We start from the raw sequence: 15895 nt of genomic DNA, 5'->3' as shown, positions 1-15895 counted from the left end.
TCGTGGGGGCGGCCGTCCTGCACGACCTGGTGCTGCTGCCGTTGTACGGGGCGGTGGACCGGGCGCTCGTGCGGACGGCGGGGCGGCACGTGATGTACGTCCGGGTCCCCGCCGCCCTCTCGCTGCTGCTCCTGCTGGTGTGGTTCCCGCTGATCAGCGGGCGGGTCGCGGACCGTTACGGCTCCGCGACCGGCCTGTCCCCGGACGGGTTCGCGGCCCGCTGGCTGCTGCTGACGGCCCTGCTGTTCGGTGGCTCGGCCGTGCTGTTCGTGCTCCGGCTGCGCAGGGCGACGAAGCAACGGCCGCCCGCCGCCCACTGATCTACGGCCCGAAAGCCCGCCCGGTCCGCGTGCCGCAGCAGGGCGGGCGTGCCGAGCCGGGCCCAGGGGAAGGGGGCGCCGGCGGCCCCGCGGGCGTCGGTGACATGCACCCTGACCCGCTCGTCGATGTCCGGGTCGGTGACCGTCTCGGCGATCAACAGGCCGCCGGGGGACAGGAGTTCGGCCATCCGGGTCAGCAGGGTGTGCGGGTCGCCGCCGATGCCGACGTTGCCGTCGATCAGGAGCGCGGTTCCCCAGCGGCCCTCGCCGGGCAGGGACTCGAAGACGGAGCGGCGCAGGGCCTGTCCGCCGAGCGCCAGCGTGCGCGCGACCGCCGCCTCGCTCACGTCGACGCCGAGCACCGGGCACCCCCGCGCGTTCAGCGCCGCGACGAGCCGCCCCGGCCCGCAGCCCACGTCCAGGACCGCACCCTCGCAGCGCCGCAGCACCTCCAGGTCCGCCTCGTCCGCGTCGGCACACCACCGCTCCAGTTCCAGCAGGAGCAGCCACCCGTCGGCGCGACGCAGGAACAGGGGGCCCCGGCCGGTGAGCAGCGCCCGGGAGTAGGGGTCCGCGGACCAGGGGGCGTCGGTCGCCGGCGGCGCACCGCCGCCCCCGTCCTCCACCGGGGCGTGCGGCCGGTCGGCCTCCGCGCCCGCGGCCGTCCGCCGGGACGCCGGTGCGGCGCCCGCCTGCCGCCCGACCCGGACCGTCATCCCGTTCGTCCCACTCATCGCCGCCCCGCCGTGCCACGTGCCGGTCCTGCCGAGTGTTGTTGGCCGGGTGGGGTGCTCGCCGCCGGTCGGGTGTCGGGGGTGGGTGGGGTGGTCGGTCGGGTGTCGCGTGCGGGGGTGTCCGGGTCTGTGCCGTCTGCTCGGTGCTCTGTGGTGTCGTGCGCGGATCCGGCCGCGCGCCGTTCGTCGGGCGGGGCGCTCGCCACCGGGCGGGCGTCGGGGGTGGGCGGGGTGGCCGGCTGAGTGTCGCGTGCGGGAGCGTCCCGGATCGACGGCCGGGCCTCGCGCGCCAGGGTGTCCCGATCCGTCCCCGGAGGCGTCGCGCGCAGCGCCGTGAGGCGGGCCAGCTCGGTCGCGAAGCGTCCGCCGGGGGCCTGCTTCGCGACCAGGTCGGCGTCGTAGGCCGTGTCGACGTCCCGCAGGCGTGGCAGGTCGCGGACGCGCAGGTCCGTGAGGCGGGCCCGTTGGGCGGCGCCGGTGTGGGGAGTCGACATCGGTACGCCGCGCAGTCGGGACGGGTCCGGTTCGGCCAGGCCCAGGGCCCAGAAGCCGCCGTCCTCGGCGGGGCCGAAGAAGGCGTCGCAGTCGGTGAAGTCCACGGTCAGCAGCTCCGGGGTCACCTGGGGCGTGTCCATGCCGATGAGGAGAGCCGGGCCGTCGCAGCCCGCGAAGGCGGCGGCCAGCCGTTCGTCGAGGCCGCCCGCGCACTGCCGTACGACCTCGAAACCGGGCGGCAGCCAGGGGCCGGGCTCGCCCTCCAGGACGAGGACCCGGCGCCGGGCGGGGGTGCGGGCGACCACGTCCAGGGTGTCCGCGAGGGAGGCCGCCGCGAGCGTGGCCGCCTCCTCGGGCGTGAACGGGGGCGTCAGCCGGGTCTTCACCCGGCCCGGCCGGGGCTCCTTGGCGATGACGAGGACGGTGATCACGCCTGGACCTCCTTGTCGGCCAGCACACGGCTCATGTCCCGCACCGCCTGCCAGGTGCCCCGCCAGGTGCCGGTGACCTTGGAGGAGCCGGTGCGGGGGCGGTACGGCACGTCGTGCTCGGCGATCCGCCAGCCCGCGTCGGCGGCCCGGACGACCATCTGCAGGGGATAGCCGCTGCGCCGGTCCGTCAGACCGAGCGCGAGCAGCGGCTCGCGCCGGGCGGCCCGCAGTGGGCCGAGGTCGTGCAGCCGCAGTCCGGTACGGCGGCGCAGCAGACGGGCGAGGGCGAGGTTGCCCGCGCGGGCGTGCGGCGGCCAGGCGCCCCGGGTCTGCGGGCGGCGGCGGCCGAGGACCAGGTCCGCCCCGCCGGTGCGGACCGAGTTCACGAACGGCACCAGGTCGCCCGGGTCGAGGGAGGCGTCGCAGTCGCAGAAGCAGACGATGTCGGCCGTGGCGGCGGCCAGCCCCGCGTGGCAGGCGGAGCCGAACCCACGCCGCTCCTCGTGGACGACGGTCGCGCCGAGGGCCTGCGCGATACGGGCGGAGCCGTCCGTGGAGCCGTTGTCCACGACGAGCGCGCGCCAGCCGGGCGGGATCCGCTCCAGCACCCAGGGCAGCGCCTCGGCCTCGTCCAGACAGGGGAGCACGACGTCCACGGACCCGGGGTCCGCGGGGGGAGGGAAAGGGGGGAGGGTGGTCACGCTCTCACCCTACGAGCGCAAAATGGACAAAGTGGACCTCCGCTCCTTACGAAACAAGGACGTCGGAGGCGGAGGGACGCATGTGCCTCCGGACGGTGCGAGGCTGGCGGCATGGAGCAGCAACAGCCGTACGCGCAGGCCGGGGCCCGGGTCCTGGTCGTGGACGACGACCCCACCGTGGCCGAGGTCGTCTCCGGGTACCTCGACCGGGCCGGCTACGTCGTGGACCGTGCCGGGGACGGGCCCGACGCGCTCGCCCGGGCCGCCGCGCACTGGCCGGACCTCGTCGTCCTCGACCTGATGCTGCCCGGCATGGACGGCCTGGAGGTGTGCCGCCGGATGCGCGGGCGCGGCCCCGTCCCGGTCATCATGCTCACCGCGCGCGGCGACGAGGACGACCGCATCCTCGGTCTGGAGGTCGGCGCCGACGACTACGTCACCAAGCCCTTCAGTCCCCGCGAACTGGTCCTGCGGGTGGAGTCGGTGCTGCGCCGCACCCGCCCCGCCCGGCCCTCGGGGGCCCTGCGCGCCGCCGGGCTCGTGCTGGACCCCGAGGCCCGCCGCGCCACCAAGGACGGCGCCGAACTCGCCCTCACCATCCGGGAGTTCGACCTGCTCGCCTTCCTGCTGCGGCACCCGGGCCGGGTGTTCGGCCGCGAGGACCTGATGCGGGAGGTGTGGGGCTGGGACTTCGGGGACCTGTCGACCGTCACCGTCCATGTCCGGCGGCTGCGGGGCAAGGTCGAGGACGATCCGGCGCGCCCCCGGCTGATCCAGACCGTGTGGGGCGTGGGCTACCGCTTCGACGGCGAGGTGTGACCATGCGCGACACCCTTCTCATCGCCCTGTTCGCCTTCCTCGGCGCCGCCGCGGCCGGACTGCTCGGCGCGTATGTGCTGATGCTGATCCGGCGGCGCTCGCTCGCCCTGCATCTGGCCGTGGTCGCCGCCGTCGCCGTCACCGCGATGCTCGCGGGCACCCTCGCGGTCGCGCAGGCGATGTTCCTGTCCGCGCACGACCTCAAGGTCGTCACCACGGTCGTCGCGATGGCCGCCGTGGTGTCCATGGTCACCGCCCTGCTGCTGGGCCGCTGGGTCGTCGCCCGCAGCCACGCCCTCGCGCTCGCCGCCCGGTCCTTCGGCGACGGCGGCGACTTCACCTCGCCGGTCGGCCCGGCCACCGCCGAACTCGCCGCGCTGAGCCGTGAGTTGGAGGCCACCAGCGCCAGGCTCGCCGAGTCCCGGGAACGGGAACGCGCCCTGGAGACCTCCCGGCGCGAACTCGTCGCCTGGATCTCGCACGACCTGCGCACCCCGCTGGCCGGCCTGCGCGCGATGTCCGAGGCCCTGGAGGACGGCGTCGCCACCGACCCCGCCCGCTATCTGCGGCAGATCCGCACCGAGGTGGAACGCCTCAACGGCATGGTCGGCGACCTCTTCGAGCTCTCCCGCATCCACGCGGGCACGCTGGCGCTGAGCCCGAGCCGGATCTCCCTGTACGACCTCGTCGGCGACGCGCTCGCGGGCGCCGACCCGCTGGCCCGCGAGCACGGGGTCCGGCTGGTGGGCGACCGGGTCGAGCCGGTGCCGGTCGAGGTGGACGGCAAGGAGATGAGCCGGGTGCTGGGCAACCTGCTGGTCAACGCCATCCGCCGGACGCCCGCCGACGGCACGGTCGCGATCGCCGCCGAGCGCCGCCCCGACGGTGTCGTCCTCTCGGTCACCGACGGCTGCGGCGGCATCCCCGAGGAGGACCTGCCCCGCGTCTTCGACACCGGCTGGCGCGGCACCCACGCCCGCACCCCACCCGCCGGCGCGGGCCTCGGCCTCGCCATCGTCCGCGGCATCGTGGAGGCCCACCGGGGCAGCGCCACGGTGTGCAACGTACCGGGCGGCTGCCGCTTCGAGGTGCTCCTGCCGACAGCGGCCTCCTGAGGAGGGGGTGGGGGCTGCGGGCTGGTGCCTGAACGGTGCGCGGGGGGCTGGTGCCCGAGCGGTGGTACTGCCCGCGGCTCTCCGCTGCGCGGCCCTCTCCGGGTGTTGGTGGCGTCTTGGTCGGTCTCTGACGGGCGGTGCCGGCGGCAGCCGGGCAGCCGGCAGCCGTCTCCCGGGCGGTGGTACCGCCCGCCGCCGGCCTCTGAGGCGGGGTGCGGAGGGGGCTGCTTCCCCAGTGCGGCCCGGCCCCGGGTGGTGGTGCCGCCCGCCGCCGCTTGCTGAAGCGGGCGGCACCACCGGTCTCGCCCGGTCCCGCCCGGCCTAGCGCATCCCGGCGTTCGCGAACTCCCGCATCCCCGCCTCGAATCCGACCTCGGCCTTCCAGCCGAGGTCGGCCCGCAGCCTGGCCGAGTCCGCCGTGATGTGGCGTACGTCGCCCAGGCGGTACTCCCCGGTGACGACCGGCCCGGGACCGCCGTACGCCTCGGCCAGCGCCCGGGCCATCTCGCCCACCGTGTGGGGCTCACCGCTGCCGGTGTTGTAGGCCGTGAGCGCGCCTTCGCGCGCCGGAGTCTCCAGCGCGGCCACATTGGCCGCGGCCACGTCCCGGACATGCACGAAGTCCCGCCGCTGGCGCCCGTCCTCGTAGACCCGCGGGGCCTCGCCCCGGGCGAGCGCGGAGCGGAAGAAGGAGGCGACGCCCGCGTACGGGGTGTCCCGGGGCATGCCGGGGCCGTACACGTTGTGGTAGCGCAGCGACACCGCCGAGGAGCCGGTGGCCCGCGCCCACGCCGCCGCGAGGTGTTCCTGGGCGAGCTTGGTCGTGGCGTAGACGTTGCGCGGATCCACCGGGGCGTCCTCGCCGACCAGCCCGGGGGAGAGCGCGGCCCCGCACTCCGGGCAGCGGGGCTCGAAGCGTCCGGCGTCCAGGTCGGCGACGGCCCGGGGGCCCGGCCGCACCACGTCGTGCCGGGGACAGGTGTACCTGCCCTCGCCGTACACGACCATCGACCCGGCCAGCACCAGGCGCCGGACGCCCGCGTCGGCCATCGCGGTGAGCAGGACGGCCGTACCGAGGTCGTTGTGGGAGACGTACTCCGCCGCGTCGGAGAAGCCGACGCCCAGGCCGACCATCGCCGCCTGGTGGCACACCGCGTCCACGCCGGTCAGGGCGCGGCGGACCGACTCGGGGTCCCGGACGTCGGACGCCGGGTCGGTGCGGACGTCGTGGACGAGGGGCTCGTGCCCGTGGGCCCGCAGGGCCGCCACGACTTGGGACCCGATGAAACCGGCGCCGCCGGTGACCAGTACACGCATACCGTCACGCTAGGGCCGTGACCGGCCCGGACGACCGGGCCGCGCCCGTCACGTCACGGCTTCGTAAGACTCCCCGTCCGCAGCGGCAGCACCACCGTGAACACCGTGGCACCCGGCTCGCTGCTCAGCTCGATCGTGCCGCCGTGCGCCCGGACCAGGGAGCGGGCCACCGACAGGCCGAGGCCACTGCCGCCGCGGTCGCGGCTGCGGGCCTTGTCGACGCGGTAGAAGCGGTCGAAGACCCGGTCGCGGTCGTCCGTCGGGATGCCGGGACCGGCGTCCGCGACCCGCACCCGGGCCTGTCCGCCGCCGACCGAGACGCCGACGGAGACCGCCGTACCGGTCGGCGTGTGCACGGCCGCGTTGGTGAGCAGGTTGTCCAGGACCTGGCGGATCCGCTGCGGGTCCAGGCGCAGCTTCAGGGCGTCGGGGCCCGGCGCGAGGGTCAGCGGACGGTCCGGGTGGCTGGCCCGGAAGGCGTCGGCCGCGTGCTCCACCAGCTCCACCAGGTCCGACTCCGTCTGCCGGAGCGGGGCCTCCACCTCGGCCGCGTCCAGCCGGGCGAGCAGCAGCAGGTCGTCGAGGAGGAAGCCCATCCGGGCCGCCTCCGCGCGCAGCCGCGCCAGGTGCTTGTCGCGTTCCTCGGGGGCGTTGGCGGCGGCGTACTGGAAGAGGTCCGCGTAGCCCCGTACGGACATCAGGGGGGTGCGCAGCTCGTGCGAGGCGTCGGCGACGAAGCGGCGCAACCGCTGCTCGGCCTCCGCGCGGACCGCGAGGGAGTCGTCGATGTGCTCCAGCATCGTGTTGAACGCCGTGCGCAGTTCCTCGACCTCCGGGCCGCCGCCCCGCTTGTCGGCGCGCAGCGGCAGCCGGGCCGCGGTCTCGGCGAGGTTGTGCGAGGCGATGCCGTGCGCGGTGGACGCCATGTCGCTCAGCGGCTTCAGCCCGCGCCGCAGCATCTTGCGGCCGGCCACCACGAGCCCCAGCAGCGCGAGCCCGAAGGCGACGACCTGGACCGTGATCAGCCGCCGTACCGTGTCGTCGATGTCGTCCATCGGCGCGGCACTGACCAGGACCACCCCGGGCTCGACCTCGCAGGCGCGCAGCCGGTAGTCGCCCACGCCCCGCAGGTGCTCGGTGCGCAGCAGCTCCGTGTGCGAGACGGCCTGTGCCCGGGCCAGGGTGGTGAAGTCCTCGACGTCGTCGGGCAGGTCGGCGGGGTCCTCGGGCCGGCGCAGTTTCGGACCGCCGTCCCGCGGCACGTCGTACACGGCGTAGAACCAGCTGTAGTACTTCTTGCCCGACAGCGTGCCGTAGTCCGCGATGCTCCGGGACTGGGCGATCTGGGCCTGCGCCAGCTGCGTGTCCAGCTGGGCCGACAGGTAGTCCCGCATGTACGTCGTCAGCGCGGTGCCGACGATCGCGAACACCGCCAGGGACAGCACCCCGACGCCCAGCGCCAGCCGGGTCCCCAGACGCAGCCTGCCGTACGCCCGCCTGCAGCGCGTGATCACTCCGCGGCCTGCCGGATCACGTACCCGAAGCCGCGCACGGTGTGGATCAGCGGCTCCCGGCCGTCCTCGGGCTCGTCCAGCTTGCGGCGCAGCCGGCTGACGACCAGCTCCACGACGTTGGAGCGGCCGCCGAAGCCGTACTCCCACACGTGGTCGAGGATCTGCGCCTTGGTGAGCACGGTCGGCGACTTGCGCAGCAGGTAGCGCAGCACCTCGTACTCGGTCGGGGTGAGGGTGACCAGCCGCTCGCCGCGCCGCACCTCGCGGGTGTCCTCGTCCATCGTCAGGTCCGCGACCTGGAGCACCGAGCGCTGGAAGCCGGGGCCGGCGCTGCGCCGCAGCACGGTCCGCAGCCGGGCCATCAGCTCCTCCACCGCGAACGGCTTGACCAGGTAGTCGTCGCCGCCCCGGGTCAGCCCCGCCACCCGGTCGGCGACCGCGTCCAGGGCGGTGAGGAACACCACGGGCACCATCGTGCCGGAACGGCGCAGCCGGTCGAGCACGCCGAAGCCGTCGAGGTCGGGCAGCATCAGGTCGAGCACCACGATGTCCGGATGGAACTCGGCGGCGCGGCTCAGCGCCTCCTCGCCCGTGTTCGCGGTGACCGCGTCCCAGCCCTCGTACCGGGCGACCGTCGCGACGAGATCGGCGATCGGCGGGTCGTCGTCCACGACGAGGAGTCGTACTTTGTCCACCTGCACATAGTGCGGTACCGCGCTCCCGGTTCGGGAGGCCGGTGGGCCCCCGCAGCCACATCGATAACCACTTGAAAGTTGTACGACAGTAAATCGACAGCTCCCACCGGCGAAGCTCGATACCCGGACCCGATCAAGACCCCGGACCCGATCAAGGAGCTCGTACGTGACTGCCGTCCAATCGCCCCCCGCGCCACCCACGGCGATACAACGCCCGAGGGTGGTGGCCCGCACCGGTCTGTACGCCGTGCTCGCCGCGAACGTGGCCGTGGTCGCCTACTTCTTCGCGCAGGCCGGCTTCGCCTCCAACGCGCTCATCGTGATCGGCCGCCTCACCGGCCTGTACGGCGCGCTCGTGATGGCCTTCCAGCTGGTGCTGGTGGCCCGCCTGCCCTGGCTCGACCGCCGGATCGGCATGGACCGGCTGACCGCCTGGCACCGCTGGACCGGCTTCGGCATCCTGTGGCTGCTTCTCGCGCACGTCGTCTTCATCGCCTTCGGCTACGCCGAGGGCACCGACGCGGGCCCGATCAGCCAGGTCGTCGACCTCGCCGAGACCACCGAGGGCGTGCTCCGCGCGATCGTCGCGTTCGGCATCATCCTCGTCGTGGGCGCCGTCTCGGCCCGCTACGCCCGCCGCCGGCTCGCGTACGAGACCTGGCACTTCATCCACCTGTACACCTACGTCGCCGTGGTGCTGGCCTTCACCCACCAGGTCGCCGTCGGCACCTCCTTCGCCTCCTCGTCCACCGCCACGGCGTACTGGTACGGCGTCTGGGGCGTCGCGCTCGGCTCCGTGTTCCTCGGCCGGCTGGTGCTCCCGCTGTGGCGGAACTGGCGCCACCAGCTGCGCGTCACCGCGGTCGTCCACGAGTCCGACAACGTGGTCTCGATCCACATGACCGGCAAGGACCTCGACCGGATGCCCGCCCGGGCCGGCCAGTTCTTCCTGTGGCGCTTCCTCACCCCCGACCGCTGGTGGCAGGCCAACCCGTTCTCCCTGTCGGCCGCCCCCGACGGCCGCAGCCTGCGCCTGACCGCCAAGGCGGCCGGTGCCGGCAGCGCCGCCCTGCGCCACGTGAAGGTCGGCACCCGCGTCTTCGCCGAGGGCCCCTACGGCGCCTTCACCACCCTGCACCGCACCCGCCCGGAGTCCGTCCTCATCGCCGGCGGCGTGGGCGTCACGCCCATCCGGGCGCTCATGGAGGAGATCGAGGGCCACGCCGTGGTCATCTACCGCGTCGCCACTGACCGGGACGCGGTCCTCTACGACGAGCTGCGCGACCTCGCCCTCGCCCGCGGCCACGAGCTGCACCTGGTGACCGGGCCGGCCGTCCCCGACCGGCTCGCTCCCGCCGAACTGCTGCGGATGGTGCCGGACATCGGCGACCGGGACGTCTTCCTGTGCGGACCGCCGCCCATGATGAACGCGGTCCTGGGCAGCCTGCGCGAGCTGGACGTGCCCAAGCCGCAGATCCACTTCGAACGCTTCAGCCTGGCGGGATGAGGAAGTCACCGTGAAACGAGCCATACCCGTCGTCGTGCTGAGCATCGCGGGCCTGGTGCCCGTCTGGCTCTACGAGCCGTCGGCCCACACCTCCACCGTCCAGGTCGCCCCGTCCCCGTCCTCTTCTTCTTCGTCCTCCTCGTCGGACTCCTCCTCGCGCACGGTCACCGGGCCGACGCTGAACACGGAGAAGGGGCCCGTTCAGGTCCAGACGACCTTCTCCGGTACGAAGATCACGGCTGTGAAGATGCTTCAGCAGCCGAATCATCCGCAGACGACGGCCGCGGTGCCGAAGCTGGTGGCGGAGACGTTGGAGGCGCAGAGCGCGGACATCGACACGGTGTCCGGCGCCACGATCACGAGCGAGGCCTACAAGGAGTCCCTCCAGGCCACGATCGACGACAACGCGAAGGCGGCCGCCGCCTCCCCGTCCCCCTCCGCGTCGGCCGCCTCCGCCTCCCGGACCGTGGACGGTCCCGCGCTGGACACGGAGAAGGGCACCGTGCAGGTCCAGGTGACCTTCGAGGGCGACCAGATCACGGCCGTGAAGATGCTTCAGCAGCCGAATCATCCGCAGACCACGGCCGCGGTGCCGAAGCTGGTGGCGGAGACGCTGGAGGCGCAGAGCGCGGACATCGACACGGTGTCCGGTGCGACGATCACGAGCGAGGCCTACAAGGAGTCCCTCCAGGCCGCGATCGACGCGAAGGGCTGACCGGTCATGCACCGCGTCGAACAGGTCATGGGCTTCCCCGTCTCGCTCCGGGTCGACGACGAGGGCTTCGCCGAACGGGGCACGGAGGCCGCCGACGCGGTCTTCGCGTGGCTGAACGAGGTCGACGTCCGCTTCAGCCCGTTCAAGGAGGACAGCGAGGTCTCCCGGCTGGGCCGGGGCGAACTGTCCCCCGACGAGCTCAGCGCGGACCTGCGGGAGGTCCTCGACCTGTGCGAGCACTACCGGGTCGCCACCGGCGGAGCCTTCGACGTCCGGCTGCCCGGCCGCGGTCTCGACCCCTGCGCGGTCGTCAAGGGCTGGTCGGTCCAGCGGGCGGGCGAACTGCTCACGGCCGCCGGCGCGAGGCGTTTCTGCCTCAACGCCGGCGGTGACGTGGTCGCCTCCGGCGGGCCCTGGCGGGTCGGCGTACGGCATCCCGAGCACGCCGACAAGCTGTGCACCGTCCTGGAGCTCACCGACGCCGCGGTCGCCACCTCCGCGCGCTACGAACGCGGCGACCACATCATCGACGGCCGCACCGGCCGCCCCGCGACCGGCCTGCTCAGCCTCACCGTCGTGGCGGCGACCCTGACGGAGGCCGACTCGGTCGCCACGGCCGCCTTCGCGATGGGCGCCGAGGGCGTCGACTGGGCCGCCGCGCTCCCCGGCTGCGAGGTGTTCGCCGTCACCGCCGACCGCCAGGTCCTGCGCACCCCGGGCTTCCCCACGGCCCCCACGGCGACGGCGGCGGCATGAGCACCGGCGCGGAGGTACTGGTCGCGGTCGTGTGGTCCCTGGGGTGGGCCGCGACGGTGGCCGCGTGGGTGCCGTGGCGGGGACGCCGGGCGGTCCGTGGGCGGTCCGGCACCGACACGACAGCGGGACGCCTGGGGCCCGGGGTCCGCCCGTCGCAGCCATAGGGACCGGCTCGCACCTGTGGGGACCGGGCCGCACCTGTAGGGGCCGGGACAGGCAGGGCGACGACGTGCGGGATGCCGCCCCGACGGTGGGCCGCCTTGTCGAACCGTCCCGACAGCGAGCCGGCCAGGAGCCTGTCCCGTCAGCCCTGGCAGCCGCCCGGTCACCGCACCGCCCGGCGGAGCCCACGCGTCCGGATTCCCCGGACCGCCGTAGCCGCGACCCGCGAGGCGGGGGCTGGCTAATCTGGGCCGGTGACCATCGAGTTGACGTTGTTGACGTCGGTCTCCCACCGGGGGCGGGAGATCACCGCGCCGCGGATCAGGGGACTGCTCGCCCTGCTCGCCGGGGAGTTGCGCAGTGGTCGCGGGGCCGGCGGGCTGGTGGAGGGGCTGTGGCCCGAGGAGCGGCCGGAGAATCCGACGAAGGCCCTGCAGATCCTGGTGTCGCGGGCCCGCAGGCAACTCGGCGCAGAGGTCATCGAGAGCACCCCCACCGGCTACCGGCTCACCCTGCGCGAGGACCAGGTCGACGCCGGCGCCCTGCTGCTGTACGCCGTCGCGAGCGCGGAGAAGGAACGGGCCGGCGACCACGCGGGCGCGCTCGCCGAGGCCGAGGAAGGGCTCGCCCTGTGGGACGGCGCCGGTACCGAGGACGGCGCCGGTCCCGGCGATCCCCTGGATGCCCTGCGCGCCGAACGGGCCCCCGTGCACCAGGCACTCGTACGGCACCGCGCGCTCGCCCTCGCCCGCACCGGCCGCCGCGCCGAGGCCGCGGGCCCCCTCACCGACCTGGTCGACGCCCACCCGCGCGACGAGGAACTGCTCCTGGAACTGATGCGCTGCCGGACGGCCACCGCAGGAGCCCCCACCGCCCTCGCCGCCTACGACCGCTACCGGCGCCGCCTGCGCGACGAACTCGGCACCGACCCCGGCCCCGCCCTCCAGGAACTGCACCAGGAACTCCTGCGCGGCGAGGCCCCGCCCGTCCGGCGGGGCGTCCCGCACGAACCGAACCCCCTGCTCGGCCGCGCCGCCGACATCGACGCCGTCACCCGGCTGCTGCACAGCTCCCGGGTCACCTCGATCGTCGGCCCCGGCGGCCTCGGCAAGACCCGCCTCGCCGGTGCCGTAGCCCGGCGGGCGGAGCAGCGCGTCGTGCACCTGGTGCCGCTCGCCGGAGTCCGCCGGGACGAAGACGTCACCGCCGAGGTCGCCTCGGCGCTGGGCGTCGGCGAGGGACCGCGGCACGCTGCCGGGGCCGACGTGATCACCGGCATTCTGGGCACCATGGGCGCCGGTCCCGCGCTGCTGGTCCTCGACAACTGCGAGCAGGTCGTCCAGGGCGTCGCCGACCTCGTCCAGGCACTCGTCTCGCGCACCGGGGACCTGCGCGTCCTCACCACCAGCCGGGCCCCGCTCGGCCTGTCCTCCGAGGCCGTCCACGCGCTGCCCGAACTGGACCTCGACACCAGCGTCGAGCTGTTCGCGCAGCGCGCCCGCGCCGCCCGCCCCGACGTCGACCTGCCGGCCGAGGCGCTGGCCGACCTGTGCCGCCACCTCGACGGACTGCCGCTCGCCACCGAACTCGCCGCCGCCCGGGTCCGGGTGATGTCGGTCGCGGAGATCTCCCGCCGCCTGGGGGACCGTTTCGCACTGCTGCGCGGCGGCCCCCGGGACGCACCGCGGCGCCACCGCACCCTGCACGCCGTCGTCGACTGGAGCTGGAATCTCCTCGCCGAGGAGGGGCGGTCCGCCCTGCGCGCCCTGTCCGTCCTCCCGGCCGGGTTCACCGCCGAGGCGGCGGACCGACTCGTCGGCGGATCCGACACCTTGGACGTCCTGGAGGAGCTGGTCGGCCATTCCCTGCTCAAGGTGACCGACACCCCGTACGGCACCCGCTTCCGGATGCTGGAGACGGTACGGGAGTTCGCGGCCGCCCACCGGGAGCGCGCCGGGGAGGACGCGGCGGTCACCGAGCGGTTCCTCACCTGGGCCGGGGACTTCGGCGCCACCCACCACGACGCCCCGTTCGAGGCCGACGCGTTCACCTCCTGGCATCTGATCCGGGCCGAGCAGGACAACCTCCTCAAGGCGCTGCGGCTCGCCCTGGCCCGGGACGACCGGGACACCGTCGCCCCGGTCACCGCCGTGCTGGCCGCCCTGTGGAGCACCGAGGCCGGCGCCCACTACGCCCGGCTGGCGGCGCTGGCCGAGGACACCGCGGGGCCGCTCTCGCACTACCGGCCCGCCCCGGAGTACGTCGAACCGACCCGCACCGCCACCACCCTGCTGACCGCCAACGCCCTCGTCGGTATCGGCCCCGGCGCCGCGCGCGTCCTGGTGGCGCTGCGCCGCCTGCCGCCCGCCCCGCCGGACACGCTGCTGCGGGCCATGGCCACCGTGCTGAGTGCCCTGCCGGAGGCGCTCGCGCCCGGCGGCCGTGGTGTCCTGGACACGCTGTGCGCCAGTGACGTACCGCTCGTCGCCTGCATGGCCAACGGCGTCGCCAGCTATGTGTGGGAGTACGACCAGCAGCCGGAGCGCGCCCTCGCCGCCGCCCGCCGGATGCTCGACACGGCCGACGACCGCAACGGCCCGCTGCTGCGGATCTGGCCGGGAGCCCGGTTCGCCGAACTCTGCCTGCAGATGGAGCGCGGCGCGGAGGCTATCGGCCCGATGGGGGACGCGCTCGCGGCCCTGGAGGAGTCGGGCGAGTGGACCGACTCGATCGGCCTGCGCTGGGGCGTCATGCTGGCCCACCTCCAGGCCGGTGACCTCGACGCGGCGGAGCACTGGCTGGAGCAGGCGCTGCGGCACCAGCCGGAGGGCGCCGCGCCCGACCCGCTCACCCCCGACCTGGGCGCCCGCGCGGAGATGGCGCTCGCGCGCGGCGACGTCGAGACGGGCCTCGGACTGTGGCGCCGGGCCCTGGACCGCATGGAGCACGCCACGGACCTGACCCCCGGCGGCGAGGACCTGGTGGCGACCTGGCTGCCGGAACTCCAGGCGGCCGCCGTGATCGCGCACGCCCGGCACGGCCGTACCGACGTCGTCGCCCGCCACCTCGCCGCCTTCCCCGGCCACCTCACCACCCTGCTGGCCCGCTCCTCGACCGGCCCGCCGATGGAGTTCCCGCTGTGCGGCGCGCTGCTGCTGGCGCTCGGCACGGCCGATCTGGCGCAGGGGGACACAAGTGGTGTACGGCTGATCGCGCTCGCCGAGCGGCTGCGCTGCCTGCGGACCTTCCAGCCGACGATGTCCTCGTCCCGCGCCCGGGAGTCCGCCGAGAACGCCGACAGGGCGGCCTACGAGGACGCGGTGTCCACGTACGCCGCCCTGGACGTGCCGGGGCTGCGGGCGGCGGCCCTGGATCTGGTGCGGGTCAGGAGCGCAGCCTGACCGGCAGGCTCAGCAGGTGGAAGCCGTCGCCGGGCCAGTGTCCGAACGGCACGTCGGCGCGGTCCACGGCCAACTCCGGTGCGGCGGAGGGCCGTACGACAAGCTTCTCCAGCGCCACGCCCGTCACCAGGCGGCCGAGCGCCGCGCCGATGCAGTGGTGCGGGCCGTGCCCGAAGGCGAGGTGGCCCTCGCCGCGCCCGAACTCCCGGGTCACGTCGAGACGTTCGGGGGTGTCGTAGACGGCCGGGTCGTGGTTGGCGCCGAACAGCGCGACCGTCACGGCCTCGCCCCGCCGCAGCCGGGTGCCGGCGAACACGAAGTCCTCGGTGGCGTAGAGCGTGGCACCGACGCGTACCAGCGTGACGTACCGCAGGAGTTCGGGGACCGCGCGGGCGAGCTGCTCCGGGTCGGCGCGCAGTCGCTCCAGCTGGTCGGGGTGGTCGAGCAGGGCGAGGACGGCGTGGGCGAGGAAGAGGGCGGGCGGGGTGATGCCGGTGTCGATGAGCAGGAAGAACACGGTGACGATCTCGTCGTCGGTCAGGCCGCCGTCCGCGAGGAGCGCCGACACCAGGTCCTCGGCCGGCTCGGCGCGGCGCCGGGCGACCAGGTCCTTGGTGTACCGCACGATCCCGCCGAGCCCTTCGAGGGCCGGGCCGCCGTCGCCGTAAGCGAAGTCCCGGATCCACCCGCCCACCCGCTCCCGGTCCGCCGCGTCCACGCCGACGAGGGAGCAGATGACGGCGGTGTTCAGCGGGTACGCGAACTCGCCCAGCAGATCGGCCCGTTCACGCCCGGCGAGGGTCTTGAGCAGCTCCCGTGCCGTCCGCTCCACCAGAGGGCGCGCCGCGGCCACCCGGCGGGCGGTGAAGGCGCGGGTGAGCGGACCGCGCCGGCGGGAGTGCTCGGCGCCGTCGAACAGGGCCAGCCGGCCGGAGAGATACCGCGCGTACTCCGGCGGCAGGCCCTCGGTGCCCCGGGCCAGCAACTCGGCCTGCGGGTCGGGCAGTTCGCAGCCGGTGATCGTCGAGCGGTCCCGGACCAGCCGCGGCTCGCCCAGCGCGGCCCGCACCTCGTCGTGGCGGACGACCAGGCGTACGGGGGTGTCGAGGCCGGGCAGGACGACGTGGCCGAGGCCGGGGCGGGAGCGCAGACCGGCGTAGGCACCGGCGGGGTTCTCGACGAGCTCGGGGGTGAGGTGGACGGCGGCCATGGC

At 74.7% G+C, this 15895-nt stretch carries 12 protein-coding genes and 1 pseudogene; 6 read left to right on the top strand and 7 right to left on the bottom strand.

The genetic code is table 11. From position 1 onward, the window contains the following. Window positions 1-175 precede the first annotated feature (175 nt). From K4B79_RS03310 to K4B79_RS03300, 3 genes and pseudogenes are all read right to left on the bottom strand, one after another. Window positions 176-1054, bottom strand: a complete 879-nt coding sequence (locus K4B79_RS03310) for a class I SAM-dependent methyltransferase (protein ID WP_232024666.1) — start codon at window positions 1052-1054, stop codon at window positions 176-178. A gap of 323 nt (window positions 1055-1377) precedes the next feature. After that, window positions 1378-1980: pseudogene (locus K4B79_RS03305) on the bottom strand (TIGR04282 family arsenosugar biosynthesis glycosyltransferase); the annotation flags it as partial. After that, entirely contained in the window at window positions 1977-2636 is a 660-nt protein-coding gene (locus K4B79_RS03300) for a glycosyltransferase family 2 protein (protein ID WP_232024665.1), read from the bottom strand. The pseudogene K4B79_RS03305 and the gene K4B79_RS03300, both read right to left, overlap by 4 nt. 156 nt (window positions 2637-2792) lie before the next feature. On the opposite strand from K4B79_RS03300, the gene K4B79_RS03295 reads away from it, so the two are divergent. Together K4B79_RS03295 and K4B79_RS03290 are read left to right on the top strand one after the other, a co-directional pair. Continuing rightward, complete coding sequence (locus K4B79_RS03295; RefSeq protein ID WP_232024664.1) at window positions 2793-3500, top strand: response regulator transcription factor; 708 nt, start codon at window positions 2793-2795, stop codon at window positions 3498-3500. Between the two features lie 2 nt (window positions 3501-3502). After that, a complete protein-coding gene (locus tag K4B79_RS03290) occupies window positions 3503-4615 on the top strand; it encodes a sensor histidine kinase (RefSeq protein WP_232024663.1) in 1113 nt (370 codons plus the stop codon). 321 nt (window positions 4616-4936) lie between these two features. Here the strand turns inward: K4B79_RS03290 and K4B79_RS03285 are convergent, their stop codons facing one another. Genes K4B79_RS03285 through K4B79_RS03275 form a run of 3 tightly spaced genes read right to left on the bottom strand, consistent with a single transcriptional unit; the run spans window position 4937 to window position 8141 of the window. Beyond that, a complete protein-coding gene (locus K4B79_RS03285; protein ID WP_232024662.1) occupies window positions 4937-5932 on the bottom strand; it encodes an NAD-dependent epimerase/dehydratase family protein in 996 nt (331 codons plus the stop codon). Between the two features lie 53 nt (window positions 5933-5985). After that, window positions 5986-7446, bottom strand: coding sequence for a sensor histidine kinase (locus K4B79_RS03280; protein WP_232024661.1), 1461 nt, complete (start codon window positions 7444-7446; stop codon window positions 5986-5988). Next, window positions 7443-8141 carry a response regulator transcription factor gene (locus K4B79_RS03275; RefSeq protein WP_232024660.1) on the bottom strand — a complete coding sequence of 233 codons (699 nt, stop codon included), beginning with the start codon at window positions 8139-8141 and terminating at the stop codon, window positions 7443-7445. The genes K4B79_RS03280 and K4B79_RS03275 overlap by 4 nt, the downstream gene beginning before the upstream one ends. A 166-nt stretch (window positions 8142-8307) precedes the next feature. Between K4B79_RS03275 and K4B79_RS03270 the strand changes: the two genes are divergently transcribed. From K4B79_RS03270 to K4B79_RS03255, 4 genes are all read left to right on the top strand, one after another. Next, the gene (locus K4B79_RS03270; protein ID WP_232024659.1) at window positions 8308-9648 is read left to right on the top strand and encodes a ferredoxin reductase family protein; all 1341 of its coding nucleotides are present in this window, start codon (window positions 8308-8310) and stop codon (window positions 9646-9648) included. Window positions 9649-9658: 10 nt separating this feature from the next. Beyond that, window positions 9659-10363 (top strand): FMN-binding protein, encoded by a 705-nt coding sequence (locus tag K4B79_RS03265; RefSeq protein ID WP_232024658.1) that lies wholly within the window; start codon window positions 9659-9661, stop codon window positions 10361-10363. Between the two features lie 6 nt (window positions 10364-10369). After that, entirely contained in the window at window positions 10370-11119 is a 750-nt protein-coding gene (locus tag K4B79_RS03260; RefSeq protein ID WP_232024657.1) for an FAD:protein FMN transferase, read from the top strand. A gap of 416 nt (window positions 11120-11535) precedes the next feature. Then, complete coding sequence (locus K4B79_RS03255; RefSeq protein WP_232024656.1) at window positions 11536-14682, top strand: ATP-binding protein; 3147 nt, start codon at window positions 11536-11538, stop codon at window positions 14680-14682. Here K4B79_RS03255 and K4B79_RS03250 read toward each other — a convergent pair. Next, on the bottom strand, window positions 14666-15892 hold the full coding sequence (locus K4B79_RS03250; protein ID WP_232024655.1) for a cytochrome P450: 1227 nt from the start codon (window positions 15890-15892) through the stop codon (window positions 14666-14668). The two genes, K4B79_RS03255 and K4B79_RS03250, sit on opposite strands and share 17 nt — an antisense overlap. Between the last annotated feature and the right edge of the window lie 3 nt (window positions 15893-15895).

Source organism: Streptomyces lincolnensis (genome assembly GCF_021173675.1).
Lineage (GTDB): Bacteria > Actinomycetota > Actinomycetes > Streptomycetales > Streptomycetaceae > Streptomyces > Streptomyces lincolnensis_B.
This window is presented reverse-complemented; position numbering and strand designations above follow the sequence as displayed.

Excerpts from the sequence above, each read along its gene's own strand:
- K4B79_RS03285 (WP_232024662.1), bottom strand. The coding sequence starts at position 5,932 with ATGCGTGTACTGGTCACCGGCGGCGCCGGTTTCATCGGGTCCCAAGTC.
- K4B79_RS03290 (WP_232024663.1), top strand. The coding sequence starts at position 3,503 with ATGCGCGACACCCTTCTCATCGCCCTGTTCGCCTTCCTCGGCGCCGCC.
- K4B79_RS03260 (WP_232024657.1), top strand. The coding sequence starts at position 10,370 with ATGCACCGCGTCGAACAGGTCATGGGCTTCCCCGTCTCGCTCCGGGTC.
- K4B79_RS03310 (WP_232024666.1), bottom strand. The coding sequence starts at position 1,054 with ATGAGTGGGACGAACGGGATGACGGTCCGGGTCGGGCGGCAGGCGGGC.
- K4B79_RS03295 (WP_232024664.1), top strand. The coding sequence starts at position 2,793 with ATGGAGCAGCAACAGCCGTACGCGCAGGCCGGGGCCCGGGTCCTGGTC.
- K4B79_RS03250 (WP_232024655.1), bottom strand. The coding sequence starts at position 15,892 with ATGGCCGCCGTCCACCTCACCCCCGAGCTCGTCGAGAACCCCGCCGGT.